15 protein-coding genes are annotated in these 20,858 nt (G+C 61.6%); 4 read left to right on the top strand and 11 right to left on the bottom strand.

Translation table 11 applies throughout. The annotated features are described in order from the left end of the window. Positions 1-49 precede the first annotated feature (49 nt). Positions 50-1,507, top strand: a complete 1,458-nt coding sequence (locus OFAG_RS06945; protein WP_005877058.1) for a GntR family transcriptional regulator — start codon at positions 50-52, stop codon at positions 1,505-1,507. A gap of 112 nt (positions 1,508-1,619) precedes the next feature. Here OFAG_RS06945 and OFAG_RS06940 read toward each other — a convergent pair whose 3' ends face one another. Next, positions 1,620-4,418 carry a PAS domain-containing hybrid sensor histidine kinase/response regulator gene (locus OFAG_RS06940; RefSeq protein WP_020995025.1) on the bottom strand — a complete coding sequence of 933 codons (2,799 nt, stop codon included), beginning with the start codon at positions 4,416-4,418 and terminating at the stop codon, positions 1,620-1,622. A gap of 1,137 nt (positions 4,419-5,555) precedes the next feature. Between OFAG_RS06940 and OFAG_RS06925 the strand changes: the two genes are divergently transcribed. Next, positions 5,556-5,741 (top strand): hypothetical protein, encoded by a 186-nt coding sequence (locus OFAG_RS06925; protein ID WP_020995023.1) that lies wholly within the window; start codon positions 5,556-5,558, stop codon positions 5,739-5,741. 86 nt (positions 5,742-5,827) lie between these two features. Here the strand turns inward: OFAG_RS06925 and OFAG_RS06920 are convergent, their stop codons facing one another. The 3 genes from OFAG_RS06920 to OFAG_RS06910 all read right to left on the bottom strand — a co-directional run bounded on the left by OFAG_RS06920 (position 5,828) and on the right by OFAG_RS06910 (position 7,931). Next, positions 5,828-6,094: a hypothetical protein gene (locus OFAG_RS06920; protein WP_020995022.1), complete on the bottom strand. Its 267-nt coding sequence runs from the start codon at positions 6,092-6,094 to the stop codon at positions 5,828-5,830. A 116-nt stretch (positions 6,095-6,210) separates the two neighbouring features. Beyond that, the gene (locus OFAG_RS06915) at positions 6,211-6,723 is read right to left on the bottom strand and encodes an FKBP-type peptidyl-prolyl cis-trans isomerase (protein ID WP_020995021.1); all 513 of its coding nucleotides are present in this window, start codon (positions 6,721-6,723) and stop codon (positions 6,211-6,213) included. Positions 6,724-6,878: 155 nt separating this feature from the next. Beyond that, a complete protein-coding gene (locus tag OFAG_RS06910; protein ID WP_020995020.1) occupies positions 6,879-7,931 on the bottom strand; it encodes a tetratricopeptide repeat protein in 1,053 nt (350 codons plus the stop codon). 264 nt (positions 7,932-8,195) lie between these two features. Between OFAG_RS06910 and OFAG_RS06900 the strand changes: the two genes are divergently transcribed. Next, entirely contained in the window at positions 8,196-8,552 is a 357-nt protein-coding gene (locus OFAG_RS06900) for a hypothetical protein (RefSeq protein ID WP_040719875.1), read from the top strand. Positions 8,553-8,678: 126 nt separating this feature from the next. Here OFAG_RS06900 and OFAG_RS06895 read toward each other — a convergent pair whose 3' ends face one another. The 7 genes from OFAG_RS06895 to OFAG_RS14125 all read right to left on the bottom strand — a co-directional run bounded on the left by OFAG_RS06895 (position 8,679) and on the right by OFAG_RS14125 (position 19,206). After that, on the bottom strand, positions 8,679-10,145 hold the full coding sequence (locus OFAG_RS06895; RefSeq protein ID WP_005877068.1) for a carbon starvation CstA family protein: 1,467 nt from the start codon (positions 10,143-10,145) through the stop codon (positions 8,679-8,681). A gap of 1,071 nt (positions 10,146-11,216) precedes the next feature. Beyond that, on the bottom strand, positions 11,217-12,554 hold the full coding sequence (locus tag OFAG_RS06880; protein WP_005877070.1) for a tetratricopeptide repeat protein: 1,338 nt from the start codon (positions 12,552-12,554) through the stop codon (positions 11,217-11,219). Next, positions 12,551-14,290, bottom strand: a complete 1,740-nt coding sequence (locus OFAG_RS06875; RefSeq protein WP_005877073.1) for a tetratricopeptide repeat protein — start codon at positions 14,288-14,290, stop codon at positions 12,551-12,553. The genes OFAG_RS06880 and OFAG_RS06875 overlap by 4 nt, the downstream gene beginning before the upstream one ends. Continuing rightward, a complete protein-coding gene (locus tag OFAG_RS06870) occupies positions 14,287-16,380 on the bottom strand; it encodes a tetratricopeptide repeat protein (protein WP_005877075.1) in 2,094 nt (697 codons plus the stop codon). Before OFAG_RS06870 ends, OFAG_RS06875 begins: the two co-directional genes overlap by 4 nt. A 285-nt stretch (positions 16,381-16,665) precedes the next feature. Further along, positions 16,666-17,217, bottom strand: a complete 552-nt coding sequence (locus tag OFAG_RS06860; RefSeq protein ID WP_051347013.1) for a tetratricopeptide repeat protein — start codon at positions 17,215-17,217, stop codon at positions 16,666-16,668. Positions 17,218-17,453: 236 nt separating this feature from the next. Next, positions 17,454-18,077, bottom strand: a complete 624-nt coding sequence (locus tag OFAG_RS06855) for a MarR family winged helix-turn-helix transcriptional regulator (protein ID WP_005877079.1) — start codon at positions 18,075-18,077, stop codon at positions 17,454-17,456. Positions 18,078-18,597: 520 nt separating this feature from the next. Continuing rightward, the gene (locus OFAG_RS14125) at positions 18,598-19,206 is read right to left on the bottom strand and encodes a tetratricopeptide repeat protein (protein ID WP_187138752.1); all 609 of its coding nucleotides are present in this window, start codon (positions 19,204-19,206) and stop codon (positions 18,598-18,600) included. A 1,320-nt stretch (positions 19,207-20,526) separates the two neighbouring features. Here OFAG_RS14125 and OFAG_RS14120 point away from each other — a divergent pair. Continuing rightward, on the top strand, positions 20,527-20,858 hold a 332-nt coding region (locus tag OFAG_RS14120; RefSeq protein WP_020995015.1), incomplete at its 3' end, for a hypothetical protein.

Below are 20,858 nucleotides of genomic sequence, written 5' to 3'. Positions count from 1 at the left end.
TCCGCCCCGCTCCCCGCATAATAGGAGGCAAAAAGGACACCTGAAAGCCATGACGCGTTCCACCAGTCTGGAAAAAACCATATACCGCCATCTGGCCGCCCGGATACAGTCGGGTTTTTACAGCGACGGCAGGCGCTTTCCCTCCGTGCAGGAAATCGCCCGGCAGTTCGGCGTGTCGTACTGCCCGGCCCAGCGGGCCCTGAAAACCCTCGAAAAAGACGGGCTCGTCCGCGTCGCCCGCGGCAAGGGAACCGTCGTTCTCAAAAAACCCTGTGAAAACTATCTGGAAAGCGACACCTTCCGGGAACGCCGGGCCGCGCTGGCCGATCTGGCGGAAACCCTGAAACTGCTTTCGCCCGCCATCGCGTTTCAGGGCCTGTGCCATATGGCGGCTTCCGGCGTCCCGTTTGACCCCGCGCCGGAAAAAAGCGGCCGCATCCGGCAGTGGAGCGGCGTCGCCCCCCTTTTCGAAGACGCCTGTCTGGCGCTGGGCAGCCAGACCGCGTCAAGCCTTTACTACGACATCAACGCCTTCATCCAGAGCGCCTTTACCGACCTGTTCCACGCCGGAAAAGGCGAAACGGGCCAAATCCGTTTCCCAAACCATCTGGCCGGAGAATTCGCCGCCAGCTTCCAGCTGTGCGCCGCAGGCGACCATGCCGCGGCCAAAAACCGGCTGGAAAAACTCGCCGGCTTCTTTTTCGGGGAACTGGCCCGGCTTCTGCACGAAACCGCTCCCGGCAAGACCGCGCTTCTGGAACAGCCCTTTTCATGGACGCCCCGGAAAGGCCGCACACGCTATTGCGACATGATCGCCATCGATCTGGCCTGCAAAATCAATGAAGGCCTCTATCCGCCGGGAACCCTGCTGCCCGCCGGAACGGTTCTGGCCGACATTTATCACGTCTCCGCCATCACCATGCGGCGCACCGTAGGCCTGTTGAACAGACTGGGCGTCACCCGGCCCGTCAACGGCGTGGGAACCCGCGTCGTCTCCGGACGCGACCCGGGAATGGCCGACCGCCTGAACGCCCTGATGCCGGGCAACAATCTGCGGACCTTTCTGGAAACCTTCCAGCTGCTGGCCGTCACGAGCGAACCCGCACTGCGCCATACCTTCCCCCGTTTCGGGCCGGAAATACGCCATTCGCTTCAGGAAGCCTTTTCCGTAAAAGAAGGGAGCGCCGCCATCACCGCCGCCCTGAGCGCCAGCCTGCGCGGCATCGTCCTCTACAGCCCGCTTGCCGCCCTCCGCGAAATCTACAGCAAAATAACCCTTTTGCTCTTAAACGGCGGCCTCCTGCGGTTCAGCCGGATCGAAGTGGAAGCCGGCTGGCCGGCGCTGTCGGAAAAACTGGCCAACGCGCTGGCCGACGGAGACAGCGGACGTTTTGCCCGCGCCTTCCGGCAACTTCTTGCCCACCTGTTCGTGTCCCTCAAAAGCCATCTGGAAAAAAGGGGCGTCCCCGGAACCGGCGAAATCGTCACCCCGGTTTTTCCCGACTGAAAAACCGGCGCTCTTACCGGGGACGCGTCCCGAAACGGACGCGTCCCCCCTGCCGGCGGTTACGACTTGCGCTTGCCCGTCAGGGCGCCTCCCCTCTGGCCGGAAAACCGGCTCACCGCACCCATTTCCGCAAGGTCCCGATCAGATAGGCGACATCGATCGGCTTGGAAACGTGATCGTTCATGCCGGCCGCGTGCGCCTTGCCGATATCGGTCGCGAACGCGTTGGCCGTCAGGGCGAGAATCGGCACGGTTTTCGCGTCTTCCCGGTCAAGGGCACGGATTGCCCGGGTCGCTTCATAACCGTCCATGACCGGCATCTGGATATCCATCAGGATACCGTCGTAGGTGCCGGCCGGGGAATTGCCGAACTTTTCGACCGCCGCCAGCCCGTTTTCCGCCGCATCGACCGCCATCCCGTGCATTTCAAGCAGTTCCACCGCGATTTCACGGTTCATATCGTTATCCTCGGCCAGCAAAAACCGCCTGCCTTCCAGAGGAGCGCGCTGTTTCCCGGGCACCGGGGCGGCAGGCTCGCGTTGTTTGCCCGGACCAAACGATTGCAGAACCTGCCGTATCCGGGATTTGAAAAGCGGTTTGGAAATAAAGGCATCCGCGCCCGCGTTCCGGAATTCTTCCTCGATATCCGAGTAATCGTAAGCGGATATGACAATCACGGGAATGTTCCTGCCCAGCCTTTTGCGGATGGCTTTGAGCGTCTCCAGCCCGCTCATGCCCGGCATCTTCCAGTCCAGAATCACCGCGAAAAAACCGTCCCCGTTTTCATGGGCATACACGACGCACCGGAGCGCTTCCTCGCCCGAATCCACCCAGACCCCCCGCATGCCGAGTTCGTTTAAAAGGACTGTCGCGCTCTCGCAAACCATCCGGTCGTCGTCCACCACCAGCACCGGAAAACCGGCCAGCCCCGTATCCACCGTATCGTCTTCCCCCGCCAGTTCAAAAGGCAGGGAAACGGTAAACCGGCTTCCCTTTTCCGGCTCGCTTTCCACCGTGATCGTCCCGTTCATCATGCGGACGATATTTTCCGCAATCGCCATCCCAAGGCCCGTGCCCTGGATCCGGCTGATCCGGGGATCTTCCGCGCGGGAAAACGGTTCGAAAAGATGCGGGAGGAAAGCCGCCGGCATACCGATCCCGTTATCTTCCACCACGAATTCGTATTGTCCCCGCTTCTTAATGCCCGTCGGCAATTCCCGCACCACAAAACCGACCGTTCCGCCCTCCGGCGTATATTTGACCGCGTTGGAGAGCAGATTCATCAGCACCTGCTGCAAACGGCCGCCGTCGATCACGATATTCTCATGTCTTACCTGACTGGCGCTGACGTGAAATTCCAGCCCTTTTTCCCGGAGCAAAGGCTGGCACATGCCCATCACATTCCGGATCAGTTCCGGCAGCGACACTTCTTCGGCGACCAGATCGATCCTGCCGCTCTCGATTTTCGACATATCCAGAATCTCATTGATCAGACTGAGCAGATGGCGGCTGGAAACGCTGATTTTGTCCAGACAGTCCGCGACCCTTTCCGGACTGGCCAGATTCGTCTGCGCGATCAGGGCCATCCCCATGATCGCATTCATCGGCGTCCGGATATCATGCGACATCGACGACAGGAAATTGGTCTTGGCCTCGCTGGCCACCCGGGCCGCGTGATACGCCTCCTCAAGCGCCCTGCGCTGCCGCGCCTGTTCCTCGCGCTGTTCGGTCACGTCCATCCCCACGCTGTAAAAAGAAGGAATGCCGTCCCAGCTGTCTTCCGCGCTGGCGTAACACAGGGTCATGTTCAGGTATTTCATCTCGCCGCTTCGGGTGATGATCCGGACTTCCGTCACGATATTTTCGCCCGTGGTGTCAACCGTTTCCAGCCGGGAGACAATGCGTTTCAGATCGTCCGGATGGACATAGGTGCATTGCGAATGCAATTCGTTTTCGAACTGTTCTGCCGTATAACCGATCACGTTCAGAAAATCGGCCCCGTACCAGAGCACCGTCCGGTAATCGCGGGCGTCCAGACGCACGAAACCGCCGGGCATCGAGCCGACCAGCGCAAGGCGTTCGCGATCCTTCTTGGCCAGCTTGTATTCGGCGCTGAACATGTCATGCGACAATTCCAGCCTGACCGGACGGCCTTCCCACTCGATAACCCGGTTCCGGATCATGAATGCCCGTTCCAGCACCGGATTGAAGAATTCCCAGTTGCAAAATCCGTTCTCCCGCAAACGGTCGTTGGTGCAAAAAGGGCAAGGCGATTGCCGGCCCTGAATGACCTCAAAGCATTTCCTGCCCAATACCCTTTCCGCCGACACGCCCAGCGTCTCGCACGCCGTCCTGTTCAGATACAGCAACTCGCAGGTTTCCATATCGCTGACGTAAACGTTCCCGGCGAATTCATCCATCATCCAGCGGAAATACCGCCAGTGTTCTCCGGCCAGACGGGCCTGTTCTTCCCAGTCGGCCGCCAGTGCGTTGATATCGGTCAGGACCGCCACCAGAAGCGGCGCACCGGTTTCATCGGAAGAAACCGTCCCCGAAAGCTTTATCCATGAAAAACCGCCCGCTTTTCCCGGCAGTCTGATCTCCATTTCGACACTGGCGTTGCCCGCTTTCACCGCACGGGACAAGGCGCTTTCGATGAGGGCGAAATCGCCGGCACATTCGGGACAAGCGGCATAGAACGGACGCAGGCCGCCAAAATGCCGGACGAATGCCTCTTCGGTAAAAGCCGTCATCCCGAAAAAACGGGCATTGCCCCAGCAAAAACTCAGGTCTTCATCCACCCGGCAACACACCACACCGGCATTCAAGGCATCCATCACGGCCGGACACCCGAGAGCCGTTACCGGTTCGGAAAGCCCGCTTCCCCGTCCAAGCCTTTCTCCATTCGCCACGATCCACCGCCTTCCGTTTCCCGGATTGCCGGGCGCCTTGCCGGCAACCCCGATGCCTGCTCATATTATATCTGAGCCTGATCACATTAGATCAGGATTTGCGGACAAAATCAAACCCCCGAAACCTTTCCGTGGGGAAAGCGGAAAAACGCCGCGCCGGGTACCGCCGGACGGAAAACCCGGCAGCAAAAGGCGCGGGAAAAGGCCTGTCCTCCCCATGCTTCGGCAGTCAAACCGGCAGGGACTGCCTGCCGCTCTTAACGCGCCCTCCCCGGATTCGATGAAAGGGAGGACGGAAATGGCGGCGATTGCGCGGGCGAACCCGGCCAGTGAAGGAAAAACAGGGAATTGTCAGGGCAAAACCCGGCCCCTTTCCCTCCGGCCGGAACAGCCCCCTCCCGGGCCCTTCAGGCGACATGGACGGAAAAGAAAAACCCGCCTTTTGACGGATGGCCAGCCAATCCTCCCGGGAACGATTGACCGCCGCCTTGCCGCCCGCTCCAAACGCGCTGGCGTCCGGTACAGCGGGTCTGGTTTCCGGATGAGTCGAACTGGATTTCCGGACAGTGTTTTCGCTCACCCTTCCCAAAAAAAGGCCTGTTGAATCGTGTGTTGGCGGTTTTTCAGCCATGTGACCAGGGATTTTTTCCCGGTCCAAAGCGGGATTTCCCGTCTTTTCCCCGCGGTTTTTTCCCGGATTTCCCCCCGAACTGCCCGGAAATCAAGATGTTTCGCAAAACCGGCAAACCGGGGATTCATGCGGGTTTCAAGCCCTTTTTGACCCTTTTGATTCATCCTGTTCCCAACACCTCCCGACTCGTCTTTTTTCCGGCAAAACCGTCTCCCCTTCCTGCCTTCCCCGGTGAACGCGGCAAGACCGGCGAGACCGGCCCGGCCGCGGCACAAACGGCGCCGGATTGCCGAAATGGAACCTTCCCGGCTCGCCGGAAAAAAATCGCGGCCCGGAAAAAAGGCGAATGCTTGAGAAATGTCGGTTATTTTTTTACTTTCAGTAAAAAAATAACTACAAAATGAAATAAAATTTGACAAAAAATACCGAAAATAGGGTATCTTATACAAAACCTCAACATAAGGGGATCAACCGTTTCATCCGACAATTAAAGAAAGGACTGCCATATGTATAACCGCATATTGACATTCGCCTTCTCGATTGCCTGCCTGCTTGCCATGGTCATGTTCATGCAGCAAGCCAGTACCGTGCCATACGGCGTCAGCCATCATTCCGTCATGATGAAAATCGCGCATCATACCTCCGGCTTGCCGCACGCCGCAAGCGAAGCGCCTCCGTCCGCCCGGGTCTGACCGGTTACCGGCATTGGCCGAAGCGACAGGCCAAAACGGCCTCCCCTTTCCCGGGACGGGTGTTGGCGCGTGTTTTTCCGCCCCCGTCAGGCTCCGCACCGGAAAGAAGGATAACGGCCACGCGCCTTGCAGCGCATTGCCGGCGGAAACGGCAAGACGCCGGCAACGCGGCTTTTCCCGGCAGGCGAACGCCTCTGCAAGACGCGTATCCGGCCTCCCTCCTGCTGCCGCAACGAAAAAAGGCAGTGCCCTCCGAAACGCGAAGGATAACGGCTTCCGGCCGGAAAGGAAACCGCCACCTCCAGCCGCGCCATACGGACAAACCCGTCTTCTCCCCACCAGATCAGCCACATGATGCCCTCCCCTGCCGGAACCGGCCTGTTCCTTTCGGCGAACCGGGCCCGGCGTCTTGTCCCCGCTCAAAAAAAATGGCGCAGGTGCGCGCCATTTCCGTGCCATAACAAACCGCTCAGTTCATGACTTCCAGCAGGTCGATTTCATACGTCAGCGTGCTGTTGGGCGGAATATTGCCGACCTGATTGGCGCCATAGGCGGTTGACGGCGGGCAAACCAGCTTCACCTTGCTGCCGACCGGAACGGTCTGCAAGCCCTGCTGCCAGCAGGGAATCGTCTTGTTCAGTTCGAAAACGGCAGGCTGTCCGCGGGAATACGAACTGTCGAATTCGGTGCCGTTTTGCAGCCAGCCGCGGTAATTGACTTTCACCGTGCTGTTCGGGCCCGGTTTGACCGCATTACTGCTCGTTTGCAGCGGATAAACCGTTATGCCGTTCGGGGCCAGATAAGGCACGACCACAGCGGGCGAATTCAGCGGGCCGACCGGGCCATAACCGCCGTAAGGGCCGGTGCCGTAACCCGACTGGACGGGCGGGTGTTCCACAATCCCGCCGGCAGGCGCGGCAAAAGCCGATCCGGCCAGCGCCAAAGAGGCAATCAGTAACAATCCACGAGTGCTGTTGCGCATAAGAAAATCCTTCCTGTTGAAAAAACATCAGATTGAACATATCAAAACCAACCACTGTCTGGATGCATGCTACAACAGGGATTCGCGCCCCCATTTGATAAAAATCGGAAACACTGCCATTAAATGGCGGCGCTGCATGGCAAGGGACACGCCAGTCAACGGACGGCGTCCGGGGCCCGGTTCGCCCCGTCCGGCGCGGGAATGTCCGGAAAAGTACGTCTCAAGTCGTCAGGCAGGACAAGCGATCCCCGCCAGACGGGATTAACCCGGCCTTTTGGCGCCTTTGCCATCGTCTCTTTCGCGGCCGCGTCCGCCGCCTCGTACCACCTGGCCGCAAGCCGGTAATCCCGTTTCACCCCGCGGCCCTCTTCATACAGCGCGCCGAGCCGGTACATCGCCGGCCCGTATCCGGCCCCGGCCGCCTTTAAAAACCAGCCGGCCGCCCTTGCCGCGTCCTCCTCAACGCCCAGACCGTTCAGGTACATCGTCGCCAGATTGTATTGCGCCTTCACATCGCCCCCCGCGGCCGCCTTGTCATACCAGTAAACCGCCTTTGCAAGATCGCGCGGCACGCCGATCCCTTCCGCATACCGGTAGCCCGTATTGTATTGCGCCTCGCGAAGCCCTTTTTGCGCCGCCTTCAGAAACCAGCCGGCCGCCGCCGCCTCGTCCTTTTTCCCGTCCCGGCCTGTCGCCAGCGCCAGCGCCCGGCGCCGCTGCGCTTCCGGTTCCCCCGCTTCTGCCGCCCGCCTAAACCATAAAACCGCTTCCGGCCGGCGATTGCCCCCGGCCGCGCCCGAACCGGTCAAAATCCCCATCGCCGTGGCGGCCCGCGCGTCTCCCGCGGCCGCCGCTTTTGAAAACCAGGTCAGCGCCACCTGACTGTCCTTTTCGACCCCGATCCCATAGACCGAGAGCGCCCCCATCAGATACTGCGCGTCCCGGTAACCCCCTTCGGCCGAAGCCAGCACCCATTTCGCGCCTGACGCCTCATCCTTTTCAACCCCCCGGCCGGCCAGCAAAAGCCGCCCCGCCTCGAACGCCGCCCGCGCGTCCCCCTTTTCCGCTTCCGGCAAAAAAACCGCATACGCCGCCTGAAACCGGCGTGATTCCAGCAAGACGAGCCCCTCCTCTGTGGAAGCCTGCGCACTGGCGCAGCACGCGGCCAATACGGCAACGGTGAGAAAACGGAAAAGGAGAGCAAGCATGACTGTCCGTGAAAAAGAGATCAGGCCGGGCAAACAGCCCGGAAAAACTGCCGGATATTGTCACACAAAACCCGCGCTCCCGCAGACTTTCTCCCCGCCGGAAAAAACCGCCCGCCGGTTTACCGGCTCTCCCGCCCTCCCCGCGGCAAAAGAGGATGGCCCGAACCCCGCGCTCCGGCTCCTTGTCCGCGAAAAAACAGGAACCCGGCAAGCGCCTGCCGGAACCCGTCCCCGCCCGAACCGGCGACCCGCGGGCATTGAGCGGTGAAAAAACGGATAACCGGCAAAGCGATGCCTCATGCGCCCGGAATCGCCCGGGCAACCGGGGCTTTAAACGGAAAAAACCGGCAAGGCGGAATCGGCGGGCATCCGGAAAAAATATTCCGTCCGGTTCAGGACAATCCGGACACCGCCCCCTTTCGCCCTCTGGAAAACCGCCTTCCCTTGCGCCTTCCCTTATCTCCCGGACTTTCCGTGACAGCGCGCAAGGCCGCCTCCAGAATGGCCGGCCATCCGTTCCATGATCTCCCCTTCCCGGCATTCCCGGCCATCGGCAACCTGTCCGGAAAACCGCTTCCCGTCCCGGCACTGGCAAGACATGGCTCACCCGGCACATCCTGAAACGGCCATACGGACACTCAAAAAGAAAAACGGCGGCAAAACCCGTCAGGACGGCCGCCGCGCCTGCCGCAAGCGGCCCTTTCAGCCAAAAGCCCCCGGCCGGAAAGGCGCCAAACGGACAGCCCGTTAAGGCCTCCTGGCCGTCACGGAACCGTCCGCCGTCGATGGGACTGCCTTACCCGTCAGGCGATTCTTCCAGCGCACGAAAAAGAAAACGCACAAGGCGGTCAAGGCAAGAGCGAGCGCGTAGGATACGGTGGCCGAGAGAGCCAGCGTTTCCGGCGCGATAAACAGATAGGCCGACACCACCGCCGTCATGAAAAGCGCGGGAATCAGGCCGATAAAATAATTTTTGCGGTTCACCGTCAGATAAATCGTCACGGCCCAGAGCGTGATCGTGCCCAGAATCTGATTCGACCAGGCAAAATAGCGCCAGATGACCTCGAAGTCGATAAACAGCAGCACAAAACCGGCCGCAAAAAGCGGCAACGACACCAGAAGGCGCTTCATCAGGCTCTTCTGTTCGATTTTCAGCGCATCGGCCACGATCAGGCGCGCCGACCGGAACGCCGTGTCGCCGGACGTGATCGGCGCGGCAATGACGCCCAGGACGGCCAGCGCGCCGCCCAGCGTTCCGAGCCAGTTGTTCGAGACGAAATCAACGACCTGCGCCGCATTGCCGCCGGTAAAGAAAGCCTGCCCTTCCGGGGTATGAAAGGCGAAATTGGCGGCCGCCGCCCAGATCAGCGCCACGATCCCTTCCGCGATCATCGCGCCGTAAAAAACCGGCCGGCCCTGCCGTTCATTCGTCATGCACCGGGCCATCATCGGCGACTGCGTGGCATGGAAACCCGAGAGCGCGCCGCAGGCGATCGTAATGAACAGCATCGGGAAAAGCGGCGTCGTTTCCGCCTTCGGATGCGTGTTCATCAACCCGTCGGTCACTTCCGGCAAGGCGGGCATGTGGAGGTAAAGCGAAACCAGGATGCCGAAAGCCATGAAAAGGAGCGCCGCGGCAAAAAGCGGATACAGCCGCCCGATCAGCTGGTCGATCGGCAAGAGGGTGGCGGCAATGAAATAAATGAAAATGACCGCCGTCCATATCCCGAACGAAAAACCGACCGTCCCGGCCGTCAGCTTCGCCAGAAGACCGGCCGGCCCCGCCACGAAAACGGCGCCCACCAGAACCATCATGACCGGCGTGAATACCCGGACAACCTGCATGAAGGGCTTGCCCATATAGCGGCCGACGATTTCCGGATAGCTTTCCCCGTTATTGCGCAGGGAGAGCATCCCGGAGAAATAGTCATGCACCGCCCCGGCGAAAATGCAGCCGAAAACGATCCAGAGATAGGCCGACGAACCGAACTTCGCGCCCATGATCGCCCCGAAAATCGGCCCGAGCCCGGCAATGTTTAAAAACTGGATCAAAAAAAGACGCCAGCCTGACAAGGGAATATAATCCACGCCATCCGGCCTGGCAACGGCAGGCGTCAGCCGTCCAGGCTCGATCCCGAAAACCTTTTCCACATACCGGCCGTACACCCAGTATCCGGCCAAAAGCAAAACCATACTGACCGAAAACGAAATCATAAAAAAACACCCTCTTCTGTCCCTGCTCCGGCAGGAGAAACCGCCCCTTAAGCGAAAAACCGGCGGCAACGGCGGATTGCCGCAAAAGCCTTATTTTACACCTGCCGAACCGGCCGTAAAGCCATTTGTCCGGCTGTCGCCTTTTTTCTGACGGCCTCGCGGCATCCGCCCTGTTCCGGGAAAAACCGCCGGAAGCGGGAAACGGCCACACGACCATGCCCGGCCGGCATCTGAGCGGCCGGAAGCGGGAAAGAGGGCGTAGCGCCATTTGCCCGCCCCTTTACCCCCTTCCCCGAAAATGGAAACCTTTCACCGGGCAGGAAATGCACCGCCTGCCTGAGACCGTCAAAAACGCCGCCACGCGCCGCTTGCGTTCAGCCGGAAAACCGGCAAACGTCCGGCAAAACGGCGACACACCCGGCCCTCATGAACCCGGCACAGGAAAATGCTCACGCCACACAGGCAGGCGATTCAGCAAGGCCCCTCCCTTATCGCCGGCAACCGGCCAGCCGCAACCGATACGGGAACACCCGCTTGCCCCCTCTCCGGCCGGAACCGTGACAGGCTTTGCAAACCGCCTGCCAAAAAAGCCAGCTCCCCTAACGGAAGGAAACAGGCCGGCTCCGGCCCCTGCCAGCGAAAAAGCCCGATGGCCTCACCGGGAAACCGGTTCCTGCCCCCTCGCGCAAAGGCAAGGCATCGCCCTTTTCCGGCCGGCAGGGAAAAGAGGCCATCCGGGATGGCCCGCATAACAGGGAAACGGGAACGGCGACACGCCCGGCGCGTCTTCGCCCTGCCGGGCCGCTTTCGGCAAAGGGGAAAAACCGGCGTCAAACGCCATCGGGACACGCGTTACTGACGGCTGGACGGCCGGTTTTCCCTCATTTTTCCTGTTTTTTATCCGGATCATCCGGAAACCGGCAACCTTCCGGAAAACCGCCAAACCGGCGCTCAGGAAAACCGTCCGCCGTCTCCGGTTTTTTCGCCCGCCGTCCAAACCGGCCCGCCCCCGGAAGAGGAAGCTTGTCCGGGACAACAAGGCCCCTGTCCGCCGGACTTTTCGGACCGGCCTCATCCCCGGATCAGCGCACCGCTGAAAAAGCGGAAAAACCCGTTTTCACCCCGGTCGTCAAACAGCGGAACGGAACCGGAAACGGCCTTTTCACCGTCCTCCCCCAGTTGTCCGAGCCACTCCCTGGCCTGCGCGCTGCCGGCCGAAGCCGCCTTTTCCAGCCAGAGCGCCGTCTTTTCCAGATCGGGCTCGACGCCGATCCCGTTGGCGTACATATACGCCAGCTTCAGCTGCGCGGCGCCATGCTCCTGCAAGGCCGCCCGGTAAAACCAGGCCGCGGCCGTCGTCACATTCTGTTCGACGCCCCTGCCTTCCAGATAAGCTTCCCCCATGTCATACTGCGCCTCGGCCAGCCCCTGATGGGCGGCCCGGTCGATCCACATCAGGCCCCATTCCCTGTCCTTTCGCAGTCCGATGCCGTGTCTTGCCATCTGCCCCATCGCGAACTCCGCTTCCGGCAGGCCCTGCTCCGCCGCCAGCGCGTTCCAGTGAACCGCCTCCCCGTCATTTTTGGGCACGCCGCGTCCCTGCCAGTACATCAGCGCCAGATAAAACTGCGCCTTGGCCATGCCCTGCTCTGCCGCCTTCCTGAAATACCGGACGGCCAGTGCCTCGTCACGCGGATACGCTTCGAGAAAAGCGGCCATCAGGCCCCGCGCGAACTGGGCCATCGCGAACCCGCTTTCCGCCGCCTTCTCCGTCCAGTAAACCGACTTGCCGATATCGCGCGGCAACACCTTGCCCTGACCGTAGAGCAAGCCAAGATAAAGCTGCACCATAGGCGAATGCTGTTTCGCCGCCTTTTCCAGCCAGAACCGGGCCAGCGCCGCATCCACAGGCCCCACCGTCTTGCTGGTGTACATCATGCCCAGATAAAGCTGGGCCCGGATAAGCCCCTGTCTGGCAGCCAGTTCCAGCCAGTGGATGCCTTCCTTTTCCATCCCGGGTTGCCGGGCGTCTTCCAGCAAAAACCGTCCCAGCCAGAAACGCGCCCTGGCGTCTCCGGCCGCCGCCTGCCGGCGCAACTGCCGCATCCATTCCGACGGGGCCTCGTCTTCCTCCCCGGCAGCCTCTGCCGCCTTGTCCGCGCCCAGCGCGGCACGCCGCGCCGCCGACTCTTCCTCATCCAGCCCCATCGCGTTCCTGAAGACCGAAAAGAACGCCTGCTCGTCTTTGACCACGAAAACAGGCTGCTCGGGAACCGGCAGATTCAAAAGGGCTTCCAGGCTTTTCCCGCCATACGCCAGCGCCGTACACAGCAAAACACTGCCGGCAAGCGCCAGACCGATCGCCATATTCCGGCCGGAGAGCACGGCAGCGGCGCCTTTCCACTTCATCGGGCCTCCCCCTCCGGTTTGCGCGAACCGTCCATTCCCCCGGCAGACGGGGAATCCGCCAAAGGCAAACGACGGCAGGCCTGCGCTTCTCTCGCACGCTGCCGCCACATGGCCGACTGTTCTTCGTCTTTTGCAACGCCGATTCCCGCCTCATAAAGGCCGCCCAAAACCGCAGCCGCCGCCCCGTTGCCGCGGCGGGCCTCCTGGTGCAGCCACCGGAGCCGTTTCGCCCTGCTTTTCACGCGGTCGCCGGAAACGGCCGCCCTGTCCGCCCCGTTCGCTTCCTTCCGATCGTCCAGCCATACCTCATCCAGCGCGAAAGCCAGCATGAAATGGTAAGGCGAGCCCATCGCTTCAGCGCTGCACGCCGCTGCCGCCAGCCATTTCCGTGCGCAGGCCAAATCGTCCGTTTCCACACACGCCATCGCCAGTGGCAGATACACGGCTTGCATCCCCTTTTCCGCCGCTTTTTCATACCACCTGACCGCCTGGCAGGCATCCCGTCTGCCGCCTGCCCCCACATCGCAGGCCATGCCCAGATACAGCATGGCCGTCGGATCGCCGAACTGGGCAAGCCGGCGGATTTCCGTCATGTTCTCCGGCTCGCCCGTCACCGGCCCGTTCCCGGCCCCATACTTCCAGGCCAATATCGACCGTTCCACCGTGCAATCCCGGCACGAGAGCGTGTTACCGAAAGCGCGCAGCGCCTTTTCACGCTCGTTCATCCCCATCCAGACCGACGCCAGCGCCATCTGCGCCTCCGGCAATCCCTGCCGGACAGCCTCTTCCAGATACGCCAGACCCCTGGCGGGATCCATTTCCGCATACAAACCGTTCAGCAGCAAAAAGCCGTATAAGGCCATGCCCTTCGCATGGCCCCCTTCAGCAGCCTGTTTCAGCCAGCCGGCCGCCGCCTCCGGATTCCTTTCCAGCGCGCCCGTGCCCACCCACAACAGATCCCCGAGCGCAAAAGCCGCCACCGCGTCGCCCGACTTCGCCGCGCCGGCCAACACGTCCGCCCCTTTCAGAAGATCGCGGGAAATCCCCGCCTTTTCCATGTCGCCTGACGCCAGCCAGACCCCGTAAAGCGTTTGCGCCATCGTCTCGCCGCCGGCGGCCGCCGCTTTCACGCTTTCGGCCAGCAACACGTCATCGGGCTGTCCGGCGCGGACAGACAGAACATCACGGTAAGGCCCGACAGCCCGTTTTATCTCCCTGATCATCCTTTCTTCCGCCAGCCGGTTCGTCCACCTTGTCCACTTTTCGGCCAGCGCCCCGTTTTCCGGAATGCCCCGGCGGCCGATCCGGTACAGCATCGCCAGATTCGACGAGGCGACCGGATTGCCGGCTTTTGCCGCTTTTTCCAGATACGCCAGCCCTTGCGCCACCGTTTCCTCCGGGCTTTCCCGCCGCGTCAGATACGCCCCCAGCGCCACCTGCGCGACCGTATCGCCCTTTGCCGCCGCCTTTTCAAACCAGCGCATGGCCGCCAGATCGTCCGGCATGACCCCGTTTCCCATCATCAGACGCAATCCCAATGCCGTCGCCGCCTCCCGATCGCCCCGTCTGGCCCGGGCATACAAAGCTTTTGCCTCACGGCAGGATTCGCCGGGAATGCACCCGAACGCGTCCTGACACCGCCTTGCCGGGAAATCCGCCGCCGTATCCGCCGCCAGCCCCGGCAAACCGGCCGCCAGCCAGACCGACGCCACCGCCATCACACAAAATCGTTTCACAGGCCCCCTTTCGCGGAATAATCCGTCACCTTCAGCGACAGGGAACCCTCGTCTTCTTCCCCATGCCCGTTTTCCCCGGCCTTTGGCCCGTCCGCATCGTCTTCCCCGCCCAAACCGGCAGCCTCCGCCTCTTTCTGCCCATCGGGCAAGGCGCATTCGGGTTCATCCTCCGCCCCGCCACCTGCCGCACAGATTTGTTCACGGGCCTTATCGCGCAACCTCCGGGCCGTTTCCCCATCCCTTTGCACACTCCAGCCCTCCTCCAGCAGCGTCGCCATCATGAGTTCCGCCGCCGGATCGCCCCGCGCCGCCCGCTCTTTCAGAAAAGCGATCTTTTTCGCAATCCGTTCCCGGCGAAGGCCGGAACCCGCCCCCTTTGCCGCATCGGGCATTACGGCCCCCGCCGGGCCGCCCTCCGCCTGCCGGACCTTGCCGGGGCCGGCTTTCCCTTCTCCTTCCGGACTGGCCGTTTCCTCCCTTCCAGAGGCCGCTGCCCGATCCCGCAAGGCTTCTTCCAGCTCCGGCATCCTTTCCGTTTCGACAAAAAGCAGTTGCAGGATTTCGCGGTCGCGCGCGAAAGCGTAAGCCTTTTGCCTGACCGCCTCATCAAACAGGCCCGCCGCCAGATCCGGGCGATCCGTTTCCGCGTAAAAAAGCCCCAGCGGCAGCAACACATCGGCATAATGCTGCCGTGCCGCCTCCCCAAACCAGTGTTCGGCCAACACCCCGTCCCGCGGCGCGCCCCAGCCTTCTCCATACAGCAATCCCAGCATCAGCTGCGCTTCCGGCTCGCCCCGCTGCGCGTAGCGGCGCACCTCCGTCATCTTTTCGCTTTCGCCCGCAATCGCGCCGTCGCCCCAGCCGTAGAGCACCCCCAGAATCGACAGCACCTCGTCGTCGCCATTTTCCGCGGCCCGGTAAAACCAGGTCGCCGCGCCTTCGCGATCCCCTTTGGAAAGCGCGTTCATCGCCATCATCAGCTGCGCGCGCGCCTCGTCCTTTTCCGCCGCCTGCCGGATCCACCCAAACGCTTCCTTCTTGTCCTCCGTCACCCCCTTGCCGCCCGCCAGCATCGAACCGTAACTCGTCTGCGCCTCACGCAACCCCTGCACCGCCGCCTGTTTCATCCATCGCGCCGCCGCGGCATTGTCCGCTTCCAGCGGCCCCCAGCCCAGCATGTAAAGTTCGCCCAGCACCGCCTGCGCCGGCGGATAGCCCGCCCTTGCCGCTTTTCCGAACCATTCCACCGCCAGCGCCTCGTCCTTTTTCACCCCGTTACCTGTCGCCAGAAGAAGCGCGCCCACCGTCCATGCCTGCGGGTCGCCGCTTTCGACCGCCCGGCCGACCGCTTCCACGTCCAGCGAAATCCCCGCGCCGTCCGGCGTTAAAATCCCGGTGGCGATCCTCTTTTGCGAAACCGCCCGTCCAGGAAATTCCCCTTTCGGCCGGGCCACCGTCCCGTCCGCATCCGGCCCGGAAAAGGCCACCTCCCATCTCCGGCCTCCCGTCGCGGCGATCTTCCATGCCCAGTCCAGCATCACCTTATCGGCCTGTTCCCTTGCCTCCTCCCGCCACTGCCTCGCTTCTTCGGGATTGCGGGAAACGCCCAGTCCGGTTTCCAGCATCCTCGCCAGTTCCGCCTGCGCCTGCGTATTGCCCTGCGCCGCGGCCTTGCCGAACCAGACCGCCGCTCCCGGCGCGTCCTGAACATCGCTCTCGAAAGCCATCATCGCCGCCAGACTGACCTGCGCCACGGCATTGCCTTCCATGGCCGCCCTTTTCAGCCATACTTGCGCCCGCGCATCATCCGCCGGCACCCCCCGGCCCATCGCGTACCGGAGGCCCAGCGCCATTTTCATCCGGGCGTCGCCCTTTTCCGCCCCGGCCGCCAGCGCCGCCTCAGCCGCCGACAAAGGCGGCGAAACGGACGCGGCAGGCGCCGGAGAAGACAGGGAAAAACCATCCGCCGGCGCGTTCCGCGCCACCGGGGCAGAAACAGGCTTGTCCGCGGCAAAACCGCAAACCGGCAGCAGCGTCGCCCACACCCCGCACGCCAGCGCCCTAAACCGAAACCGGAAACCCAGACCCATCCAGACCTATCCTCTTTTTTGCCACCTTGCAAGACGCCCGGCCGCGCAAGCGGACGGACGGACAAACCGCCCCCGGCCGGAAAACCGTTCCGGCCTGTTAACCAGGAGTATTCTTTCATACTTCCGCTTTTTCTTTCCACCACTTTTATAAAGAAAACCGGCCGATTCTTCATGCCGTCCGGCGACCGCAAAAAACAAAAAGCCGGTTCAAAAAGAACCGGCCCCGGTATTCCTTCGTTCAACGCATCGTTTACACCCTTCACATGACGTTGCGTGAAACAGACATCACATGCCCCCCTCCACACTTTCCTCGGCAATACCGTTTCCCTGCGAAGCCGCCTTGTCAAACCAGTAAGCGGCTTTTTCCGGGTTCCTCGGCACCCCCGCCCCGTTTTCATAGGCGAACCCCATCGCCGTCTGCGACGGGGCATACCCCTGAATCGCCGCCTTCCTGAACCACTGGACAGCCAGCGCATCGCTCTGGGGCACACCCACCCCCATCAGATACAGGGAACCGAATTCGTGTTCGGCCTGCGGCATCCCCTTTTTGGCCGCCATCCCGATCCATTTCACCCCGGCCGGCACATTCCTGACCCCGTCCGAACCGAGCACATAGCGAAGGCCCAGTTCCAGTTCCGCCGCATCCTCCCCATCCCTGGCCCTTTCCTTCACCAGCGCCAGCGGAGCGTCCGCATAACGCGTGACCGCCGGCACATCTGCCGGCAAGACGGTTTGCGCATTACCCGACGGCGCCCCCACGAAAAAAACACAGCACGGCAGCAAAAAAACGGCGGCCAGCACCATACTCCCCTGCCTCCACGACCTCATCGAACGCATCGTTCCTCCCTTTCCTGAAAGAGTCTCCTGTCTTCACCACGAAGCGCTTTCCGCCAGCTCCCCGGCCCGGCAAAACGGCGCGAAAACCCGGCCTTCCCGCGGAAAACCCTATCCGGTTCGACAGGGAACCGCCCTTGCCGTTCCCTGCCGGAAGTCGTTTGCGTCAAAGCCCCCCTCTGTCCCGGACACGCGTTCAAAAACAGGCTTCCCTCCGGGGCTCCGCTTTCCCTGCCCGTTCAGATCGCCATGTTGCCCCGCCGTTTGCCCCGCATCCCGCCACAGCCGCAGCCGTGACGGCGACGGTTCCCTTCCGGGCCGTCCGCTTCCCGCTCCTCTCCGGCCGCATGGGAAAAACACCCGCCATGCCCGCCGCAGCCGCAAGCGCCGCCATGACCCGGCTCCCCTTCCTCATCTCCGCCGGCAAAAGCCGTCTGTTTTTTCAGCGAAACCGCCAGCTTTTCCAGCAAACGCGCCAACTGCGCGCGCTCCGCCTCACTAAAGCCCTCCAGCAATTCCGCCGCTTCCCGTTGCCGGTTCCGGCCGACATGATCGGCCAGCTTCGCCCCCTTTTCCGTCAGAAAAACCTGTAGCGAACGCCGGTCGGCCTCGTTGACCCGCCGTTCGACCAGTCCCCCGGCAGCCAGCCGTTCCAGCAACTCGCTGGCCGACGGCGGCCGGATACCGAGCGATTCCGCCATCTCCCGCTGGCTGATCCCGGGATGTTCCCGCAAAAACGCCAGCATCCGGCCCCGCCCCCTGAACCCGCCATGACAGTGCCGCCGCCTCTCGCCGCCCCGGTGCAACAGAGTGAAACACAAGCGCAAATTGCCGAAAATATCCATCGCTTCCCTGTCCTGCATGACTCCCCTCCATTAATAAGGTACCTAACTAAATACAGGATAACAGAAAAGCGGCAAACGTAAAAGAAGAAGGAAAAAACGGAGAACCGGCCGGGAAACGCCATCCGGCTTCTGGCCTGGCGCAGCCCGCCTGCAGGCTGCCTTTTGCCCGCCGATCCGGCACGAACGCGGCTTGCACGACGGCGGCGGCAAGCCCGAAACCGCCCGCCAGTGCCAAAACAGGAAAGGAAAAGCCCTGCCCCGACAAGAAGAGAAAGTCTGCCGGCCCATCAGGGCCATCCGGGCTTTCCCGGCAACCCGACCGGGAGAGAACAGGCCTCCGGTTCAAGCGCTTCCGGCAAACACCGGCCCGAATGCCCGGTATGCCCCGCGCCTATCCCATCCGGCACACCGGCAAGCGGCGGACACGGGAAAACAGGAAAAAAACGGCGCAGCCGCCCGCTCCGGGCCGGACACAGGCAAACGCCCGGTCAGACCCCGACCGCCAGCGCCATACGCCCGCCGGACTGTCCGGGAAAAATCAGTCCGCTTCCGTCTCCCAATCTTTCAGACGCCGGACAGACTGCTCATCTCCCTGAGCCGCCGCCTTTTCATACCAGACTTTCGCCATCGCCCGATCCTTTCCGACGCCGATGCCCTTTTCATAACACTTGCCAAGCATCCGCTGGGCGACCGGATACCCCTCCTTCGCCGCCCGTTCGTACCAGATGAACGATTGCGTCTCGTCCCGTTCCACTCCGCGGCCGACCGCGTACATCCAGCCAAGCCCCGCCTGCGCCCGGGCGTAACCCTGTTCGGCCGCCGCCCGCACCCAGTGAAGCGCCATGATATCGTTGCGTTCCAGCCCCACGCCCTGAAGATAGCGCCGCCCCAGCTCGAACCGGGCTTCCGGATCGCCCTCCTCGGCCCGGTCTTTGAGCAAAACCAGCTCGAAAAGCCTGTCCGCCTTGTCCTCTTCGGCAGCCGACAAGACCGCCACCGCGCCTTCCCGTGACCTGCCCCTTCTGTCCCCCTCAAACGCCAGCGCTTCCGACAGCGACACCGCTTCGCACACCACCAGAAACAGAAAGAGCCACATCCCTTCCGGAAACAGCCTGAACCTGTTTCCCCTTCCGATACCCACACCCATTCCTGCCTCCTTTCCACCGGCAAACGGCGCGGCCATACCCTCCGGAACGTCTGCACCGGCCCCTGCAGAATCGCCCGAAAAACAGCCCCAAAACGGACTGGACAAGCCGCCCTGTCCAGCGAGTTTACGACAAGCCCGCGGACGCCGCCATAAAACCGTGCCCAAATGACGTCTTAAACAGACAAAAAACGGCAAAAAAACCGGAAAACCCAAAAAAACCTTAAAAAACAAGCCTTCTTCCCCGCCAGCCCGTTTTCCGGCAAGCGGTTTTGAAGGCGTATTGCACTGCAAATCCCCTGCCATCCGCCGCCGGAAAACCTCCTCGCCTGCGCAAAACAGCCGCGCCGGACAAACGGCAAGGCATGAAAAACCGCCGCCGGCCCGGCGATATCTTTTCCTCTCCCGGGTATGAGTACAGCGGGTCTGGTTTCCGGATAAACCGGACTGGATTTCCGGCCCATATTTTCCGTCACCATTCCCCATAAAAAGGCCAGTTGAATCGTCTGAAGTCGGTTTTTCAGCCATGTGACAAGGGATTTTTTCCCGATCCAAAACGGGATTTCCCGACTTTTTCCCGCGGTTTTTTCCCGGATTTTCACCCGAACGGTCCGGAAATCACCATTTTTTGCAAAAACCGGCAAACCCGGCATGCAGGCGGGTTTCACGCCCTTTTCAGCCTTTTTGATTCATCCTCTTTCTAACCCCTCCCTACTGTATTCCGCCGGAAAAATGTCCCGGCCCTTTCCCTTCCTTTCCCTTCCTTTCCCTGCGCTTTCCATCCGCTCTCTTCCTGTCATTTCATCCCCTTTCCCGCCGTTCCCGCTACCGGCGCCTTTCCCCTTCCTCTCCCCGTTTTCCGTCGAGCCGAAAAACAGGCAGGCCCTGTCGGACAAAAGAAAAACATCCGTCAAAAAAGCGTGGACAAGCGGTTTCCCTTCCGGATGGAAACCCCTCCCAAAAGCAAAACCTTTTCCTTTCCCGAACACGCGAAAACCTGCCCGAACAACACCGCTTCCCCTTGCCAAAGGAAAAGCCTTCACGGTAAGACATTCTTTATAGCACCGTTTCAAAACCGGCTTCTTTCCCGCCGCATCGGCCGGCCTTGCGCCTGTCCGCTACCGCCTCTCACACCGCGAAAAAGATGGCCCAACGCCAGGATCGGCACCGCTGACCGGCATTTTTTCAACATCCCGACAGCCATAGCTGACCGAAGATCATCTATCGGGTATAAATCAAGTGTGGCGGGGTCTTTGCGCCCCGCGTATTTGAACAAAGCCCTCCGGCGTTGCCGGAGGGCTTTTTTTTTGGGAGGAGAAAACCATGAACGACTTTGAAAACCACTTCGGTTCAGCAGGAGAGAGGTTTTCCGGCAGCCAGAACCCCGACGAACAAAACGGCTGGGCAGACAAACAGCAAAGAGAACTTGAGCGGCAAAGGAAAGCGCTGGAAAGACAGCAAACCCTGAACAAACCGGCCAGTAACGCTCCCGGCTTTACCGCGGCTCCAACCGGCCTGACCCCGGCCAACGAACCGGAAACGCCCCTTCCCCAAACCGGGCCGTTAAAAGCCGAACCGGCCAAAAAAGAAAGGGCGGAAAGAGTGGAAAAGGCGGAAACCGATCTTCCCGACTTCACCAAACACTGGGACGACCC

The sequence above is a fragment of the Oxalobacter paraformigenes genome, assembly GCF_000158475.2.
Lineage (GTDB): Bacteria > Pseudomonadota > Gammaproteobacteria > Burkholderiales > Burkholderiaceae_D > Oxalobacter > Oxalobacter paraformigenes.
This window is presented reverse-complemented; position numbering and strand designations above follow the sequence as displayed.